Source organism: Streptomyces sp. Act143 (assembly GCF_003143935.1).
GTDB lineage: Bacteria > Actinomycetota > Actinomycetes > Streptomycetales > Streptomycetaceae > Streptomyces.
Genome location: NZ_QFRX01000001.1, coordinates 9295840 through 9311758, shown reverse-complemented (window position 1 = coordinate 9311758; position 15919 = coordinate 9295840). Strand labels below are relative to the sequence as shown.

Genomic DNA, 15919 nt, shown 5'->3' with positions numbered 1-15919 from the left:
CCGCCCCTCACACTTTCCCGGCGACCGCGGCCACGAACGCGTCGGGGTTGTCGAACATGACGTTGTGTCCGGCGCCGGGGACGGTCACCACACGGACACCTGCGGCCTCCAGCGCCTGACGGCCTTCGAGTTCGCCGCTCGATGCGCCCTGCAGATAGACGCGGTCGACTCTGAGCCCTTCGAGGATCGTGCGCATCACGGGGTCGGACCCGCGCCGCAGCCCGGCCGCCGTGCGGTGCAGCGCGCGCGGGTCGGCCAGCCGCATCGTCGCGGCCCACAGCGGCCCCGCCTTCTCCAGCACGCGCGCGACGCCTTCTTCGACGAAGGCGTCCTCCCCGTAGGAGGCGATGCCGCTGCTTCCCGCGGTAGGCGGCGGGAAGGGGTCCAGGTTGGCCTCGGTGAGCACCAGCCGGGAGACCAGCTCGGGCCGCCGGTGAGCGAGCACGATCGCGACGGCGCCTCCCATACTGTGCCCGATCACCTCCGTGCCGCTCAGACCCGCCGCGTCCAGCGCGGCCGCCAGGGCGTCGGCGTGGTCGGCGAGCGTGTAGCCGAAGTCCTGGGGCCGGTCGCTGACGCCGTGCCCCGGCAGGTCCACGAAGAGGCTGCGCCGGCCCGCGAGTTCGGGCCGGGCGGCGATGTGGGCGTGGTAGACGGACGAGACCGATCCCAGTCCGTGCACGTACACGCGCGCGGGTTCCTCGCCGGGCACCTCGGTCCAGCGGATGCGACTCCCCTTGTCGTCGAATGCGGCGTCCTTCATCGAGTCCTCCCCGTCAGCCCTCGGCACCGTCGCGATGACCATACATCGGTCACGAGGTATATAAAAGACGGGGTATCAAGCAGGCGATGTACACCGCTCGTACGACAGAATGCGGGCATGCTGGAGCTCGCCATCCTCGGATTCCTGTACGACGCGCCGCTGCACGGCTACGAGCTGCGCAAACGCATCACCGCGCTGACCGGGCATGTGAAGCCCGTCGCCGAGAGCACGCTCTACCCGGCGATCAAGCGGCTGGAGAACGCGGGACTGCTGGCCCGCTCCACGGAGCCGGGCGCGGTCGCCGCCCCGCGGCATGTACTGACCCTCACCGAGGAGGGCCGTCGTGACCTGCGCCGCCGGCTCGCCGAGCCGACGCAGCGCGACATCACCGACGAGAACCGCTGGTTCACGCTGCTCGCGTTCCTCCGGCACCTGCGGGACGCGCCCGCGCAGGCGGCCGTGCTGCGGCGCAGGCTGGCGTTCCTGGAGGAACCGGCGAGCTTCTTCTACGAAGGCGACAGGCCGCTGAGCGCGGAGGAGGTGGACGACCCCTTCCGGCGCGGGATTCTGACGATCGCGCGCGCCACAACCCGGGCCGAACTCACCTGGCTGCGGGACACCCTCGCCTCACTCGACGGCTGATCCGTCCAGGTGCCGTACCGGACAACCGCGGACCCCGGGAACCGGGCGGGTACCCAGGTCCGCCAGCCGGTAGCCGTCCGGATAGCCCTTGATCTCCCAGTTCTGCCGGGCGAAGTGCGGTGCGCTGCGCGGTGGGAGCAGCCGGACCGCACGGCCGCGCAGCCGGACCGCGCCCCGCACCAGCCTGCGCGTCGCCGCGCCGGGGGCCGGGTAGCGGAAGGCGCGCAGCAGCGGTTCGTCGAGGAGGGCGAGGGTCGAGGTGCGCAGCAGCGGTGCCAAGGCGCGCGGGTACCAGGACGCCATCAGGTCGAGAGTGGCGTCCGAGACGCGCCGCGCCTCCTCGTCCCAGCCGAAGTGGGCCTCCTCGTAGGCGTCGAGGCAGGCCTCGAACTCCTCGTACGTCCCGGGAATGTCCTTGATGCCCAGGTGCCGCCCCAGGGTGCGGTAGTGGACGGCGGAGGCGACGATCTCGTGACGGGACAGCCGACGCCATGCGTAGGTGTCGATCCACCGCCTGGGCATCACGACGAAAGTGCACAGGACGTAGCGCATGTCGTCGTCGGTGATGTCGTAGCTGCGGTGCATCTGGTTGATGCGCCGGACCGCCGTCCGTCCCTCCTCGCTGCCGAAGCCGTGCTCGACGACGGCGTCCAGAAGCAGTGAGGTGTCGTCGTACCGCTTCTGCGTCCGGTCCGTGAGCTCCGCCGTCTCGGCGAGCAGCCGTCCGATGCTCGGGACGGCGTAGGTGCGGTAAAGGGCCAGCTCCAGGGAGCGGGTGAAGTCCCAGGGGAACTCGTACGCAGCCATCAGCCGGTAGATCTCCGTGGCGTCCTCGTACGGATCCATCCGCCGTATCCGTGCGAGCCGCTCGAAGCGCTTCACCGCAGCATCCCCCTTCTGCCGTTGAAGCTCCAACTCTACGTTGAGTAGGAAGAGATGACCGATCGGCCGAGCCGGCAACCACGCAGGGGGAAGGTGGTCAGCATGTGGGGCAGGATGCGCAAGTCGTTCGCCAGATTCGTCAACACCGTGCGCGCCGACATCGACGACGGCCGGGACAAGCGCACCCACAACCTGTTCGAGGCCGCGGCGACCTATGTGTCGGCCTGCGCGGAGGACGACCAGGAGCAGATCGACGAGGCGGCGGGCTGGGTGTCGCCGGAGGCGTTGTCGTTCGGGGTGAGCGAGCTGGCGTGCCGGGCCGTCATCGCGCTCGCGCGGGAGCGCGACGAGTCGCCGCGGACCGTGGCCCGTGCCCTGCTGGGGCTTCCGGCCGCCTGAAGGACGTGTCAACCGGGGTCGATTCGCCCCGTCCGGCCGGAAAACTGCAGCTCCGGGGTCATGGGAGTCGTGACAAGCTGCTTCCCCTCGCACTAGGGTGCGCGCCGTTGGACGAACCGATGGGGAGGCTGGGATGGCCGGGACGGACGAGGACGCCGTCGCCGCCGCGGACGATGCGCTCTATGTGCTCACGGCGGTGCTGCTGACGCCGGCGAAGTTCCCGAGCGTGCTGGGCGACGACTATCCGGAGGCCTGTGCGGCGCTCGGTCTCGCGCCGCTCGCCGACGGGTACGGCCTGGTGCTCGGGCAGGACGGCGACGGCTCACGATGGACGGTCGTCATCGACGACGTCTCGCTGGTCGCGGTCGCCATCGCGTCGTGGGACTGCGGCATGGAGTACGACCTGTCTCCCGACGAGCACACGGTGGTCGCCGCCCTGCCGGGCTGGCCCCTGGCCGTGGCCGTCGCGGCGCCGGGCGTGCCCGCGCCGCACGATCCCGACCCGGAGGCGGCGGACCGTGCACCGCTGACACCACCGGACACCTCCACGTGGGGGCCGGCTCAGCGACGCCTGGGTGCGGACGAGATCGCCGTCCAGTGGTCGCTGTGGCGGGAGCAGATCGACGACGCCGAGTTTCCGACGCCGGGTCCGGCCGAGGACACCGACGAGGCCGCGGAGGCGACGGAGGACACTGGGGCGGACGAGAAGCCCGGCAGTACCGACGGCCACCAAGGCATCCGGCGCGTGCTCGCGGAGGCCCGCGGGTACGTGGACACACCGCCGCCCCTGGGACGGGTCCGGTCGTCCTTCGCGCCCGGGGACGCCCGCACGCTGCGCGCGGACGGGCCCGGCTGGTCGCTCGTGGCAAGGACCGACGACATGGCCTTCGTCCTGCTGGACGAGGAGCCCGGCGAGGTCCTCCCGGTCGGTCGCGGCCCGGAACTGCCGGGTCTGCTGGAGGCGCTCGACAAGATGGCCGTACGGCCTCTCTGAGCACGCCCGGCCAGGACGGCCGGCCACCCGGCAGCCCGCCACGAACACCGTGCCGCGGCGTCATCCATGCGGCCCCGATCCTGTCGCCCCGCGACCGGTCCTGTCGCCCCGCGACCGGACGGCCTTCGGCGTGCTCGCGGCACTGGGGGAACGGGGCACCCCGCCGCCCGCGGACCAGGTCGAGGACCGGCCCGCGGGCGCCGATGTGGTCGACTCCTGCGCCCTGGCCCACCGCGCCGCTGCGGCCCGGTGAGCCGCGGGACTCAGCGACCGAGCTCCTTGCGGGTTACGCGGCGCAGCCTGCGCCGCTGCGACGGGTCCAGCGTGAGGTACGCGGCGGCCGGGACTCCCAGGACTATCAGGAGCGCGGCCCACCACGGCAGCCAGAACAGCAGGATGATGCCGACCGCCACACCTCCTGCGGCGATCTTCGCGTTCTTCGACATGTGTCGCCTCCTTCGCGGCCACTGCCGCTCTCTGTCCTGAAAACGGGCCCGTGCTTCCCACGGTTCCGCATCACGACCCTGAGACGTCCCTGAGGCGCGACCCCTACACGCCCCTGAGAGGGGATACCCATCCTCTCGCCGAAGTGACCCGGCTCACAGCCCTGTCATGCCGGGCTCCTCTGCACGGTGCTGTAGCCTCGTCCATCGCGCTTCGAGTAGTCAAATTTGAGGAGTCTGCATTCCTGTGCCGAGGATTCCCGCGGCAACACCGTCCGAGATCTCTCGACTGGCGCGCTGCTGCGCCGTGTTCGTACCCGGTGACCCGGCCCGCACCGGTCGCGTCGCCTTCTGGGACCCCGAGGCCGACGCACCACCCGGCGTGGCGTCGGGGACCGTGGAGGACCTGAGCGTCGTCGTGCCCGGTGAGGACGGCGTGGAGGCGGTGGTCGTGCCGGCGGTGCTGTTGCCGGTGCGCTCGGCCCTGCCCGTTCTCACGCGCGCGCGTACCGTGTCCGGTGCGCACCGGGCGGCCGTGTTCTGGGGCGCGGCCACCGTGCACGCCCTGCAACTGGCGGCCCGGGGGCTGCTGTTGCCCGGCCTGTCCGAGGGCGACCACGAGGCATGGCGTGCCGGCCCTCTGCGTCCCGAGGACATCGAACGCGTCCGGGGGCTCGCCGCCGCGATGCCGCCGGAAGCGCATGCCACTCCCCTCAGCGACGGCACTTACCCGGGCGACTCCGGGTCTCAGGGCGACTCCGGGTCTCGGGGGGGCGGCTCCGGGTCTCAGGGTGACGGCTCCCTGGGCAACGCCAGGCCCCTGCGACTGCCCGACCCCGAGCGGCTGCTGCGTGCCTTCCTGGACGCGGTGGCCGACACCCTGCCCCGCTCCCCCGCGGCCCCGCTCGTGACGGGCGGCCCCGCCTACACCGCGCGGGAACCGCGGCACGTGCCCGAGTTCCGCGCCTGGGCCGCCGATGTGGCCGCCGGGCATGACGCCGGTGTCCGGCTGTCACTGCGGATCGAGGTCTCCGGTCTGGACGCGGCGGCACAGGACGGCGCCGTTCCGGCCTTCCGGGCGGTACCGCAGGTGCACAGCGTGCGCGAACCGGGTCTGGTCGCGGACGCCTCCGCGGTGTGGGCCGGTGACGAGGGGGCGTTCGGCCCACGCGCGCGGATGGACGCGCTGCTGGCCCTGCGCCGCGCGGCCCGTGCCTGGTCGCCGCTCGCACCCCTGCTGTCGGCGGCCGTGCCGGAAGCCGTGGAACTCGCCGACGAGGAGATCACCGACCTGCTCGCCGACGACGCCCGGACGCTTGCCGCCGCCGGGGTCGAGGTCCACTGGCCCAAGGGGCTGGCCCGCAGGCTGACGGCCCGCGCGGTGGTCGGCCCACCGGACGAGGACCCGGGTCCCGGCAAGGCCCTCTCGGACACGCCGTCGTTCCTGTCCGCCGACGCGCTGCTGGCGTTCAACTGGTGGTTCGCGCTCGGCGACCAGCAGCTCACGCGCGCGGAACTGGATCGGCTGGCCGAGGCCAACCGCCCCGTCGTACGACTGCGCGATCAGTGGGTCCTCATCGACCCCCGGGAGCTGCGCCGGGCCCGCGCCCGGCAGGACCGCAAGGTCACCCCGATCGACGCGCTCGCCGCCGCTCTCACCGGCTCCACGGAGGTTGACGGCCGCCAGGTCGACGTACAGCCCACGGGGTGGCTGGCGGGGCTGCGGGACCGGCTGGCGGACCCCGAGGCCCAGGAGCCCGTCGGGCAGCCCGCGGCGCTCACGGCGACCTTGCGCGACTACCAGCGGCGCGGTCTCGACTGGCTGGCCCGGATGACCTCGCTGGGGCTCGGCTGCTGCCTCGCCGACGACATAGGACTCGGCAAGACGATCACCCTCATCGCCCTGCATCTGCACCGGCAGTCGGAGCCGTCGGCGGCCGGTCCCACCCTCGTGGTCTGTCCGACGTCCCTGATGGGCAACTGGCAGCGCGAGATCGAGAAGTTCGCGCCCGGCACGCCGGTGCGCCGTTTCCACGGACCGCGCCGCGACCTGGACGGCCTGGCCGACGGGGAGTTCGTGCTCACGACCTACGGCACGATGCGGCTCGACGCCGGCCGACTGGCCGACGTGTCCTGGGGCATGGTCGTGGCGGACGAGGCGCAGCACGTGAAGAACCCGTACTCGGCGACAGCACGGCAGTTGCGGTCCATCGGCGCACGCGCGCGCGTGGCGCTCACCGGCACCCCGGTGGAGAACAACCTGTCCGAGCTGTGGGCGATCCTGGACTGGACCACCCCCGGCCTGCTGGGGCGTCTCGGGACCTTCCGCACCCGGTACGCGCAGGCCGTCGAGGGCGGCCAGGACCCGGCCGCCGCCGAGCGGCTGTCCCGGCTCGTGCGCCCCTTCCTGCTGCGCCGCCGCAAGTCGGACCCGGGGATCGCCCCGGAGCTCCCGCCGAAGACGGAGACCGACCTCGCGGTCTCGCTCACCGCGGAACAGACCGGCCTGTACGAGGCCGTGGTGCGCGAGACCCTCGCGGAGATCTCCGGCGCCGACAGCATGGCGCGGCGCGGGCTGATCGTGAAGCTGCTGACCGGCCTGAAGCAGATCTGCAACCATCCGGCGCAGTTCCTGAAGGAGGAGCAGCCGACGATCGCCGGGCGCTCCGGCAAGCTGGAACTCCTGGACGAGTTGCTCGACACCATCCTGGCCGAAGGGGCGAGCGTGCTGGTCTTCACCCAGTACGTGCGGATGGCGCGCCTCATCGAGCGGCACCTGGCCGGGCGCGGACTGTCCTCGCAGTTCCTGCACGGCGGTACCCCGATCGCCGAGCGCGAGGCGATGGTGCGACGCTTCCAGGACGGTGAAGTGCCCGTGTTCCTGCTGTCGTTGAAGGCGGCGGGGACCGGGCTCAACCTGACGCGGGCCGAGCACGTCGTGCACTACGACCGCTGGTGGAACCCCGCCGTCGAGGCGCAGGCCACCGACCGCGCGTACCGCATCGGCCAGAACCGGCCCGTGCAGGTGCACCGGCTGATCGCCGAGGGCACGATCGAGGACCGTATCGCCGACATGCTCAGCCGCAAGCGGGAGTTGGCCGACGCCGTGCTCGGCACCGGCGAGGCGGGACTCACGGAGCTGACGGACGCCGAGCTGGCCGACCTTGTCGAACTGCGAGGGGGCGCGCGATGAACGGGTACGACGAGACACGACCGTACGACGAGACACGGCAGTACGGTGAGACGGACCCGCACGACGATCCGCGCCCGTACGAGGACACGGCGGAGCGGACCTTCGCCGCGTTCCCGCCCGCGCAGGGGCGGGGCTTCGCGCAGACCTGGTGGGGGCAGGCCTGGCTGAAGGCCCTGGAGGACACCGCGCTCGACACGCAGCAGGTGAAGACCGGGCGCCGGCTCGCGCGCGCGGGGGCCGTCGGCGCGGTGTCGGTGCGGCCGGGCCGCATCACGGCCGTCGTCCAGGACCGCGACCGCACCCCGCACCGGGCGGACGTACTGCTGGAGCAGCTCTCCGGCGAACAGTGGGACCGCTTCCTGGAGATGGCCGTGGAGCGGGCCGGACACATCGCCGCGCTCCTGGACCGCGAGATGCCGCCGCACCTGGTCGAGGACGCGGCGGCCGCGGGCGTCGAACTGCTGCCGGGGCTGGGTGATCTGGAGCCGGAGTGCGACTGCGGCGCCTGGGACCACTGCGGGCACACGGCCGCGCTCTGCTACCAGGTGGCCCGGCTGCTGGACCAGGACCCCTTCGTCCTGCTGCTGATGCGAGGGCGCGGCGAACGCGCCGTGCTGGACGATCTCCAGGCACGTACCGCCGCGTCTGCACCGGTCGAGGCACCTGCCCGGCCAGAGGGTGCGGACGCCGCCGAGGCGTTCGCGGCCGGCGACATCCTTCCGCCGCTCCCGGCGCTGCCGGAACTCCCCGCCGAACCGGGCATTCCGCCGTCGCTGGACACCGGGACACCGCCCCCGCCGGGCGTCGACCCGCCCGCCTTGGAGTTCCTGGCCGCCCGGACCGCGGTGGAGGCGCACCGCCTGCTGGCCGCGGCGCTGCGTGAACAGGGCGGCGCGGAGGAGGAGTTGACGGTCGAGCAGGACGCGGTCCGCCTCGCGGCGGATGGTGGCGAGCAGGTCCTGACCGAGCGGCTGGCCGTGGGGTCGGGACGGGACACGGAGGAGCTGGCACTGGCCGTGCGCGCGTGGCGGTACGGCGGAGCGGCCGCGTTGTCCGTGCTGGAGGAGGAGCGGACGGTCGAGGGCGAGGAGCTCGCACGCGCGCGTGCCGTCCTCGACGCGGCGTGGGACGAGGACGAACGCCCCTCGCTGTCCGCGCGGGGCTGCCGATGGACCGTCTCCGACGGCCGGACCCAGCTGCGCCTGGGCCGGGACGGCCGCTGGTGGCCGTACCGGAGGGAGCGGGACCACTGGGTGCCCGCGGGGGCCGCGGCCCAGGACCCGGCGACGGCGTTGGCCTCCGTGGAGGAGGCTGCCACGGACAGATCCGGAAACGCGGGATGACGTAGCGGGCGGGGCTCGTGGAGGGCGCTCGCGCGAGCTCGACGAGCCCCGTCCACGATCCGTTCACCCGGCGGCCGTACGGCGTTTCACGCGGGGCCCAAATCTGGCCGCTGTCACCGCACTTGTTCCCCAGGAGGCCCGATGTCCCCGCACGCCACCGACCGGCGCCGCGTCCACCGTTCCGTCGCGGCGGGTGTGCCCCTCGCCGTGCTGGCCGCGCTCGTGACGGCCGGTCCCGCCGCGGGGGCGTCACACGCGTCCCCCGAAGCGGCGCACGTGACGCGTGCGGCCACGCTCGGGGACATCCCGCTGGGCACCTTCAGCAACGCGCTCCTGCCCGGCACGGTGGCCGACGACCGAGGCGTGGATCTCGGCGGCATCGGCAGCGACCTCTACCCGGCGGGCCGCAAGGGCGAGTTCTGGACGGTCACCGACCGCGGGCCCAACGGCCAGATCAAGGTCGACGGCACGAAGCGCCGCACGTTCCCGGTGCCGGGCTTCGACCCGGCGATCGTGAAGATCCGGGTCTCCGGGGACACCGTCGAGGTGCTGGACGCCATGGCGATCACGACCTCGTCCGGGAAGCCCGTGACCGGGCTGTCGAACCAGGAGGGGCGCGACGAGGCGCCGTACACCTATGACGCGCGGACGCGGCTGGCGTACGACCCGAACGGGCTGGACACCGAGGGCATCGTGCGGGCCGCGGACGGGACTTTCTGGCTCGTGGACGAGTACGGGCCGAGTCTCGTGCACGTCTCCGCGCGCGGGAAGGTGCTCACCCGGTACGTGCCCGAAGGACTGCACCTCACGGGCACCGACTACCCGGTGGTCGAGTCGCTGCCCTCCGTGCTGCTGCACCGGAAGGGCAACCGCGGTTTCGAAGGTCTCGCTCAACTCCCGGGCGGCGACCTGGTGATGGCCGTACAGAGCCCGCTGTCCCTGCCGGACGCCGACGCGGGCGAGGCGTCGCGCACGACCCGGCTGCTGCGCTTCTCCCCCAGGAAGAAGGCCGTCACGGCCGAGTACGCGTACCGGTTCGACCCGGTGGGCGTCGTCGACCCGGGCGAGGACGACACCTCGGAGCTGAAGATCTCCTCGGTGGTCGCCGTGGGCGGCGACCGGCTGCTGGTCGAGGAGCGCACCGACAAGGCCGCACGGCTCCAGCTCGTCCGACTGGAGCGTGCCGCGAACATCCTGGGCGGGCCCTGGGACGACGACGCGACGACGCCGTCACTGGAGCAGCTCGACGACCCTGCCGCCGCGGGGGTGCCGGTCCTGGCCAAGCGCCTCGTCGTCGACCTGGGGACGGTCGCCGGGGTGCCCGGGAAGATCGAGGGCATCGCGCGCGTGGACCGCGCCACGCTCGCGCTGATCAACGACAACGACTTCGGGATGACGGACGGCGCGGGCGCGTTCGACGCGCAGGGCCGACTGGTCGACAGCGAGGTGGAGACGACGGTGACCTACGTACGGCTGCCGCACGCGATCTGACCACGCGCGCGGCTACAGCCACGTCCGCACGCGCGGTCGTACCCACCGCTCCACGCGCTGCCGTGTGCACGGCCCCGCGCGCGGTCGCTCACGTCAGGGGATGCGTGAGCTTACGGCTGCCGGCACCTGTGTCGGCAGCCAGGCTGCAGGCGACGTCGTCGATGCCGACCCCGTAGCCCGTGGTGTCCGGGTACTGCACGAGGATGCCGCCTACGGTGCCCTTGGGCTGGCCCTCCGCTTTCCTGTTCAGCGGCTGCTCGCACAGGTCCGAGGCGGCCTCCCTCAGAGCACGGTCGGACGGGTAATCGCCTTCCAGCTCCGCCACTTGCACGACCTCGGCGTCATGCGGTTCGCGGCAGGAACGCCTGGCCGCCTGTCCCGGGCGGGCGGCGTCGGTGTCGAAGCAGTCACCCGTCTGAAGCAGGTAGTACGGCACTTCGTCGGCCGCCAACGACGGGACCAGCGACTCCAGGCCGCTCGGGAACTCGCTCGGCAACTGGGTGGGGAGCCGCGACGGCAGCCGCGACGGAAGCTCACTGGGGAGCGTGCTCGGCAGTTCGCTCGGCAGGCTCAGCGAAGGGCGGGGCGAGCCACTCACGCTCGCGCTGGGCTTGTCGCCGGGGGAATCGTCTCCTCCGGAGCCCATGAGGACGACGGCGGCCACGGCGCCGCCGACCGCGAGGACGGCGAGCACGATGTACAGCGGGTTGCGTCCCGGACCGCGCCGCCCGCCCGGGTCCTCGGGCGGGTCCGGCGGAGGCGGTGGTGGCTGCCATCCTCCGTATGAGGGTGGCCCGTTGCCTCCGGGAGGAGGGCCGTACCCTCCAGGAGGCCCATAGCCCCCTGTCGGCCCGGGACCGGGGCCGAAGCCCCCGGGCGGCGGTCCGAAACCGCCGCCGGAAGGCGGGGTGCCACCCGGCGGCCCGGGCGGCTGAGGCGGTACGGGCGGCATGGCCATACCGTCCAGAGTCGCCGCGAAGCGGGCAGGACGCGACCCCCGCACGGAAGTTGATACGGACTCATGCCATGGATCGCATGATTCCGGAGCATTCCGCGCGGAGCGTTCCGTGCGGGGGTCGGGCGCCCGAACACGCGCGCGTGCCTGACAAGACCCGCGGCACAAGACCTGCCGCGGGCCCACGCGCGCGTGCGATCACGGGGTGGGCACGCGCGTGTGCCGTCAGCCGCGCGCCCCCAGCAGGTGGTCCATCGCCAGCTGGTCGAGCTGCTCGAAGGCCATGCCGCGCGCGGCGGCCGCCTCCACGTCGAACTCCTCGAACGCCGAGCGGTCGGCGAGCAGCGCCTTCAGGCCGTCCGCCGCCGTGGGCTGCGCCAGCTCGTCCAGACGCGCGGCGCGCAGCGCCTCCTGGACGGCCGGGTCGGCACGGAACGCGGCCGAACGCTCCTTCAGGATGAGGTAGTTGCGCATGCAGCCGGCCGCCGACGCCCAGACGCCGTCGAGGTCCTCGGTGCGCGGGGGCTTGAAGTCGAAGTGCTTCGGGCCCGCGTAACCGGCGCTCTCCAGCAGGTCGACCAGCCAGAAGGCGGCCCGCAGGTCGCCCGCGCCGAAGCGCAGGTCCTGGTCGTACTTGATGCCGGACTGGCCGTTGAGGTCGATGTGGAAGAGCTTGCCCGCCCAGAGCGCCTGCGCGATGCCGTGCGGGAAGTTCAGCCCGGCCATCTGCTCGTGGCCGACCTCGGGGTTGACGCCGTAAAGCTCCGGGCGCTCCAGGCGCTCGATGAACGCGAGGGCGTGGCCGACGGTCGGGAGCAGGATGTCGCCGCGGGGCTCGTTCGGCTTGGGCTCGATGGCGAACTTGATGTTGTAGCCCTGCTCGGTGACGTACTCGCCGAGGAGGTCGAAGGCCTCCTTCATGCGGTCGAGGGCGACCCGTACGTCCTTGGCGGCGCCGGACTCGGCACCCTCACGACCGCCCCAGGCGACGTAGGTCTCGGCGCCGAGCTCGACCGCGAGGTCGATGTTGCGGATGACCTTGCGCAGCGCGTAACGGCGCACGTCACGGTCGTTCGCGGTGAACCCGCCGTCCTTGAAGACGGGGTGCGTGAAGAGGTTGGTGGTGGCCATCGGCACCTTCATGCCGGTGGCGTCGAGCGCCTCACGGAAGCGCTTGATGTGCCCCTCGCGCTCGCTGTCGGAGGACCCGAACGGGATCAGGTCGTCGTCGTGGAAGGTCACTCCGTGGGCGCCGAGCTCGGCCAGGCGCTGCACGGTCTCGACAGGGTCCAGGGCACGCCGCGTGGCGTCGCCGAACGGGTCCCTTCCCTGCCAGCCGACGGTCCACAGGCCGAAGGTGAACCTGTCCTCGGGGGTGGGCTGGTAGTTCATGCCGCGGCTCCTTGCTCGCTGACGACTGCTCTCCACGACTATTTCGTCATGGCGGTTTACAAATTAGTATGCCCAAGCGTCTCAGGGAAGAGACAAGATGTCTCCAGAAGGAGACACGCCGCACATGAGGGAGAAACCCGATGTCAGCTGCCGAGGGTCCGCTCGTCGTCGGCGTGGACACGTCCACGCAGTCCACCAAGGCGCTGGTCGTCGACGCGTCGACCGGCCGGGTGGTCGCGAGCGGTCAGGCGCCGCACACCGTGTCGTCCGGCGACGGCCGCGAGAGCGACCCGCGGCAGTGGTGGGACGCGCTGGGCGAGGCCCTGCGCCAGTGCGGTGATGCCGCGCGCGAGGCCACCGCGGTGTCGATCGGCGGCCAGCAGCACGGTCTGGTCACGCTGGACGAGCGGGGTGAACCGGTGCGCCCGGCCCTGCTGTGGAACGACGTCCGTTCGGCGCCGCAGGCCGCGCGTCTGGTGGAGGAACTGGGCGGCCCGAAGGCCTGGGCGGAGCGCACGGGCAGTGTGCCGGGCGCCTCCTTCACGGTCACGAAGTGGGCCTGGCTGGCCGAGCACGAACCGGACGCGATCCGTGCGACGAAGTCCGTGCGGCTCCCGCACGACTACCTCACCGAGCGCCTCACCGGCCAGGGCACCACCGACCGCGGCGACGCCTCCGGCACGGGCTGGTGGGCGTCGGCGACCGAGTCGTACGACGACGAGATCCTCGCCCATGTGGGCCTCGACCCGGCGCTGCTGCCCCGCGTGGTCCGCCCCGGCGAGGTGGCGGGCACCGTGCGTGACAGCCACGACCTGCCGTTCTCCAAGGGCACCCTGGTCGCCCCCGGCACCGGCGACAACGCCGCCGCGGCGCTGGGCCTCGGCCTGCGCCCGGGCACCCCGGTGCTGAGCCTCGGCACCTCCGGCACGGTGTACGCGGTCTCGAAGCGGCGCCCCGCCGACCCCACCGGCACGGTGGCGGGCTTCGCCGACGCGCGCGGCGACTGGCTGCCGCTCGCCTGCACCCTGAACTGCACCCTCGCCGTCGACCGCGTCGCCGCGCTGCTGGGCCTGGACCGCGAGGCCGTGGAGCCCACCTCCAGCGTCACCCTGCTGCCCTTCCTGGACGGCGAACGCACCCCCAACCTGCCGAACGCCTCGGGCCTGCTGCACGGTCTGCGCCACGACACGACCGGCGGCCAGCTCCTCCAGGCCGCCTACGACGGTGCCGTCCACGCCCTCCTCGGCGCCCTCGACCTGGTCCTGGACGAGGACGCGGACCGTTCCACGCCACTGCTGCTGATCGGCGGCGGCGCCCGGGGCCGGGCCTGGCAGGAGACCGTACGACGGCTGTCGGGGCGTCCCGTCCAGGTCCCCGAGGCCAGGGAACTGGTCGCGCTCGGCGCCGCCGCACAGGCCGCCGGCCTGCTGACCGGCGAGGACCCGGCGGCCGTCGCCCGGCGCTGGAACACGACCGCCGGCCCGGTGCTGGAGGCCGTGGAGCGGGACGAGGCGACGATGGCGCGGATCTCCGGGGTACTCTCCGACGCGGCTCCGCTGCTGGAGCGGCCGACGGGGGGTCGCTGAGAGAACACCACCGCTGGCCGGACGCTGAGGCCGAGCGGCTGGGGCCGGAAGGGCTGAGGCCGGAAGGGCTGAGGACCGACGCTGATGGCTGATGGCTGATGGCTGATGGCCGACGCTGAAGGCTTAAAAGCCAACGCTGAAGGCCGAGGGCCGACGCTGAAGGCCGAGGGCTGAACGCTGAGGGCCGAGGGCTGAACGCTGAGGGATACAGGGGCCGAGTGGCCGAGGGATCGAGGGACTGACAGAGGCATGACCGCACCGCTGCACGAAGCCCACCCGGCCGGACCCGGGCGCGCGCTGCCCGACACCCAGCAGGGCATGCGCCGCCGCAACCTGGCCCGGGTGCTGCACGCAGTCAGTGCCGAGGGCCCCCTGTCCCGTGCCGCGGTCGCCTCGCGGATCGGGCTGACCCGTGCGGCCGTGTCCAGCCTCGTCGACGAGCTCATACGCTCCGGCCTGCTGGAGGAGTTGGGCCCCGAGCGGCCGGGCCGGGTGGGCCGTCCCGGTTCGGCGCTCGCCGTCAGCGGGCACGGCCCTGCCGGGATCGGCGCCGAGATCGGCGTCGACCACCTCGCGGTCTGCGTGGTCGACCTGCGCGGGCAGGTGCGCGCCCGGGCCGAGCGGCATGTCACGAACCGTGGCCGCGCGGCCGGCCCGGTCGTCGAGGAGCTGACCGAACTGCTGCACCGCGTCATCACCGAGGCGCAGGGCGAGGGCCTGTGGCCCGCGGGGCTCGCGGTGGCCGTGCCGGGCCTGGTCGCCCGCGACGCCCGTACCGTCGTCCGCGCCCCCAACCTCGACTGGCACGACACCGATCTCGGCGCCCTGCTGCCCTCCGGGTACCCGTTGACCGTGGACAACGAGGCCAACTTCGGTGCTCTCGCGGAGCTCTGGCTCGGGGACGCGACGCCACGCGACTTCCTGCACGTGTCGGCGGAGATCGGTATCGGTGCGGCGGTCGTCGTCGCCGGCGGCCTGCTGCGCGGCACCCGCGGCTTCGCGGGTGAGCTGGGGCATGTGCCGGTGCAGCCGGAGGGTCCGCCCTGTCCGTGCGGGGGGCGCGGGTGCCTGGAGCAGTACGCCGGTGAGGAGGCGGTACTGCGGGCCGCCGGGCTCGAACCGGGCGAGGACCGTGTCGGGCTCCTCGCGGGCCGTGCCGCCGACGGCGACGAGGACGTACGGCGTGCGCTGCGCGAGGCGGGGGTGGCGCTCGGCGTCGCGCTGACCGGCGCGGTGAACCTGCTGGACCCCGAGAGCGTCGTGCTCGGCGGTGCCCTGTCCGGGCTCGCGCCCTGGCTGCTGCCCTCACTGGAGGCCGAGCTCGACCGGCGTACCGCGGGCCCCGCCTGTCCGGTGTCCGTGTCCCGGCTCGGACCCGAGGGACCGCTGCTCGGCGCCGCGCACTCGGTGGTCCGCGGGGTCCTCGACGACCCAGCCGCGGTGGCCGAAAGGACCTGACCCCGGCCCGCCCACCATGCCCGGACCCGCCTGCCCCCAGCGCGTCCACCATCCCCACACCCGCTTGTCCCCGGCGCGCCGCACCACGCCCGAACGTGCCGCAACCCGCCTGCCCCCAAGGTCGGTCCATGACCGAACGCGCCTGCTCCCAGGGCGGCTTCACCCCTGTGGGTGATCGAGATATCCACAGATCCGGCGTCGTCCACCGAAACCCACCGCACCCTTCTGCCCGACCCGCCCGCGCCGTACCGTGATTCACGCGAGGCGCAACCGCCATGGCGGCCGGAGCCGTGGTGCTGGTCGTGCTGATACGACGCCGTCCCGGACGCGTGGCCGAGACGGCCCGCGTCCACCTCGACGCCCCCTCCCCCACCGACC

Annotated in this window: 14 protein-coding genes; 9 read left to right on the top strand and 5 right to left on the bottom strand. The window is 73.0% G+C overall.

Annotated features, from left to right (window positions below; all coding sequences use genetic code 11):
• Nucleotides 1–7 precede the first annotated feature (7 nt).
• The gene (locus DI272_RS42575; protein WP_109501330.1) at nucleotides 8–763 is read right to left on the bottom strand and encodes an alpha/beta fold hydrolase; all 756 of its coding nucleotides are present in this window, start codon (nucleotides 761–763) and stop codon (nucleotides 8–10) included.
• A 117-nt stretch (nucleotides 764–880) separates the two neighbouring features.
• On the opposite strand from DI272_RS42575, the gene DI272_RS42570 reads away from it, so the two are divergent.
• A complete protein-coding gene (locus tag DI272_RS42570) occupies nucleotides 881–1405 on the top strand; it encodes a PadR family transcriptional regulator (RefSeq protein ID WP_109500479.1) in 525 nt (174 codons plus the stop codon).
• Here DI272_RS42570 and DI272_RS42565 read toward each other — a convergent pair.
• A complete protein-coding gene (locus tag DI272_RS42565; RefSeq protein WP_181387482.1) occupies nucleotides 1391–2287 on the bottom strand; it encodes an oxygenase MpaB family protein in 897 nt (298 codons plus the stop codon). The genes DI272_RS42570 and DI272_RS42565 overlap by 15 nt on opposite strands.
• A 102-nt stretch (nucleotides 2288–2389) precedes the next feature.
• On the opposite strand from DI272_RS42565, the gene DI272_RS42560 reads away from it, so the two are divergent.
• The 3 genes from DI272_RS42560 (at nucleotide 2390) to DI272_RS45835 (ending at nucleotide 3933) form a co-directional block, all read left to right on the top strand.
• Nucleotides 2390–2686 carry a hypothetical protein gene (locus tag DI272_RS42560; protein WP_109500478.1) on the top strand — a complete coding sequence of 99 codons (297 nt, stop codon included), beginning with the start codon at nucleotides 2390–2392 and terminating at the stop codon, nucleotides 2684–2686.
• Between the two features lie 133 nt (nucleotides 2687–2819).
• The gene (locus DI272_RS42555; protein ID WP_109500477.1) at nucleotides 2820–3680 is read left to right on the top strand and encodes a hypothetical protein; all 861 of its coding nucleotides are present in this window, start codon (nucleotides 2820–2822) and stop codon (nucleotides 3678–3680) included.
• A 130-nt stretch (nucleotides 3681–3810) separates the two neighbouring features.
• A complete protein-coding gene (locus DI272_RS45835) occupies nucleotides 3811–3933 on the top strand; it encodes a hypothetical protein (protein WP_258314842.1) in 123 nt (40 codons plus the stop codon).
• 10 nt (nucleotides 3934–3943) lie between these two features.
• Here the strand turns inward: DI272_RS45835 and DI272_RS42550 are convergent, their stop codons facing one another.
• A complete protein-coding gene (locus DI272_RS42550; protein ID WP_059198412.1) occupies nucleotides 3944–4126 on the bottom strand; it encodes a hypothetical protein in 183 nt (60 codons plus the stop codon).
• Nucleotides 4127–4370: 244 nt separating this feature from the next.
• On the opposite strand from DI272_RS42550, the gene DI272_RS42545 reads away from it, so the two are divergent.
• The 3 genes from DI272_RS42545 to DI272_RS42535 all read left to right on the top strand — a co-directional run bounded on the left by DI272_RS42545 (nucleotide 4371) and on the right by DI272_RS42535 (nucleotide 10150).
• Nucleotides 4371–7316, top strand: a complete 2946-nt coding sequence (locus DI272_RS42545) for a DEAD/DEAH box helicase (RefSeq protein WP_109500476.1) — start codon at nucleotides 4371–4373, stop codon at nucleotides 7314–7316.
• Nucleotides 7313–8659: an SWF or SNF family helicase gene (locus DI272_RS42540; protein WP_258314841.1), complete on the top strand. Its 1347-nt coding sequence runs from the start codon at nucleotides 7313–7315 to the stop codon at nucleotides 8657–8659. The genes DI272_RS42545 and DI272_RS42540 overlap by 4 nt, the downstream gene beginning before the upstream one ends.
• Before the next feature lie 141 nt (nucleotides 8660–8800).
• Nucleotides 8801–10150 (top strand): esterase-like activity of phytase family protein, encoded by a 1350-nt coding sequence (locus tag DI272_RS42535; RefSeq protein WP_109500475.1) that lies wholly within the window; start codon nucleotides 8801–8803, stop codon nucleotides 10148–10150.
• 88 nt (nucleotides 10151–10238) lie between these two features.
• Here the strand turns inward: DI272_RS42535 and DI272_RS45830 are convergent, their stop codons facing one another.
• Entirely contained in the window at nucleotides 10239–10844 is a 606-nt protein-coding gene (locus tag DI272_RS45830; protein WP_258314840.1) for a hypothetical protein, read from the bottom strand.
• A 486-nt stretch (nucleotides 10845–11330) separates the two neighbouring features.
• Nucleotides 11331–12497: a xylose isomerase gene (xylA, locus tag DI272_RS42525; protein ID WP_109500474.1), complete on the bottom strand. Its 1167-nt coding sequence runs from the start codon at nucleotides 12495–12497 to the stop codon at nucleotides 11331–11333.
• 140 nt (nucleotides 12498–12637) lie between these two features.
• Between xylA and xylB the strand changes: the two genes are divergently transcribed.
• Together xylB and DI272_RS42515 are read left to right on the top strand one after the other, a co-directional pair.
• Complete coding sequence (gene xylB, locus DI272_RS42520; protein WP_109500473.1) at nucleotides 12638–14083, top strand: xylulokinase; 1446 nt, start codon at nucleotides 12638–12640, stop codon at nucleotides 14081–14083.
• Nucleotides 14084–14332: 249 nt separating this feature from the next.
• A complete protein-coding gene (locus DI272_RS42515; protein ID WP_109500472.1) occupies nucleotides 14333–15541 on the top strand; it encodes an ROK family transcriptional regulator in 1209 nt (402 codons plus the stop codon).
• Nucleotides 15542–15919: the final 378 nt, after the last annotated feature.

Coding starts and splice junctions, on each gene's coding strand:
- DI272_RS42575 (WP_109501330.1), bottom strand. CDS start 763: ATGAAGGACGCCGCATTCGACGACAAGGGGAGTCGCATCCGCTGGACC.
- DI272_RS42550 (WP_059198412.1), bottom strand. CDS start 4,126: ATGTCGAAGAACGCGAAGATCGCCGCAGGAGGTGTGGCGGTCGGCATC.
- DI272_RS42570 (WP_109500479.1), top strand. CDS start 881: ATGCTGGAGCTCGCCATCCTCGGATTCCTGTACGACGCGCCGCTGCAC.
- DI272_RS42540 (WP_258314841.1), top strand. CDS start 7,313: ATGAACGGGTACGACGAGACACGACCGTACGACGAGACACGGCAGTAC.
- DI272_RS42515 (WP_109500472.1), top strand. CDS start 14,333: ATGACCGCACCGCTGCACGAAGCCCACCCGGCCGGACCCGGGCGCGCG.
- DI272_RS42555 (WP_109500477.1), top strand. CDS start 2,820: ATGGCCGGGACGGACGAGGACGCCGTCGCCGCCGCGGACGATGCGCTC.
- xylA (WP_109500474.1), bottom strand. CDS start 12,497: ATGAACTACCAGCCCACCCCCGAGGACAGGTTCACCTTCGGCCTGTGG.
- DI272_RS42560 (WP_109500478.1), top strand. CDS start 2,390: ATGTGGGGCAGGATGCGCAAGTCGTTCGCCAGATTCGTCAACACCGTG.
- xylB (WP_109500473.1), top strand. CDS start 12,638: ATGTCAGCTGCCGAGGGTCCGCTCGTCGTCGGCGTGGACACGTCCACG.
- DI272_RS42535 (WP_109500475.1), top strand. CDS start 8,801: ATGTCCCCGCACGCCACCGACCGGCGCCGCGTCCACCGTTCCGTCGCG.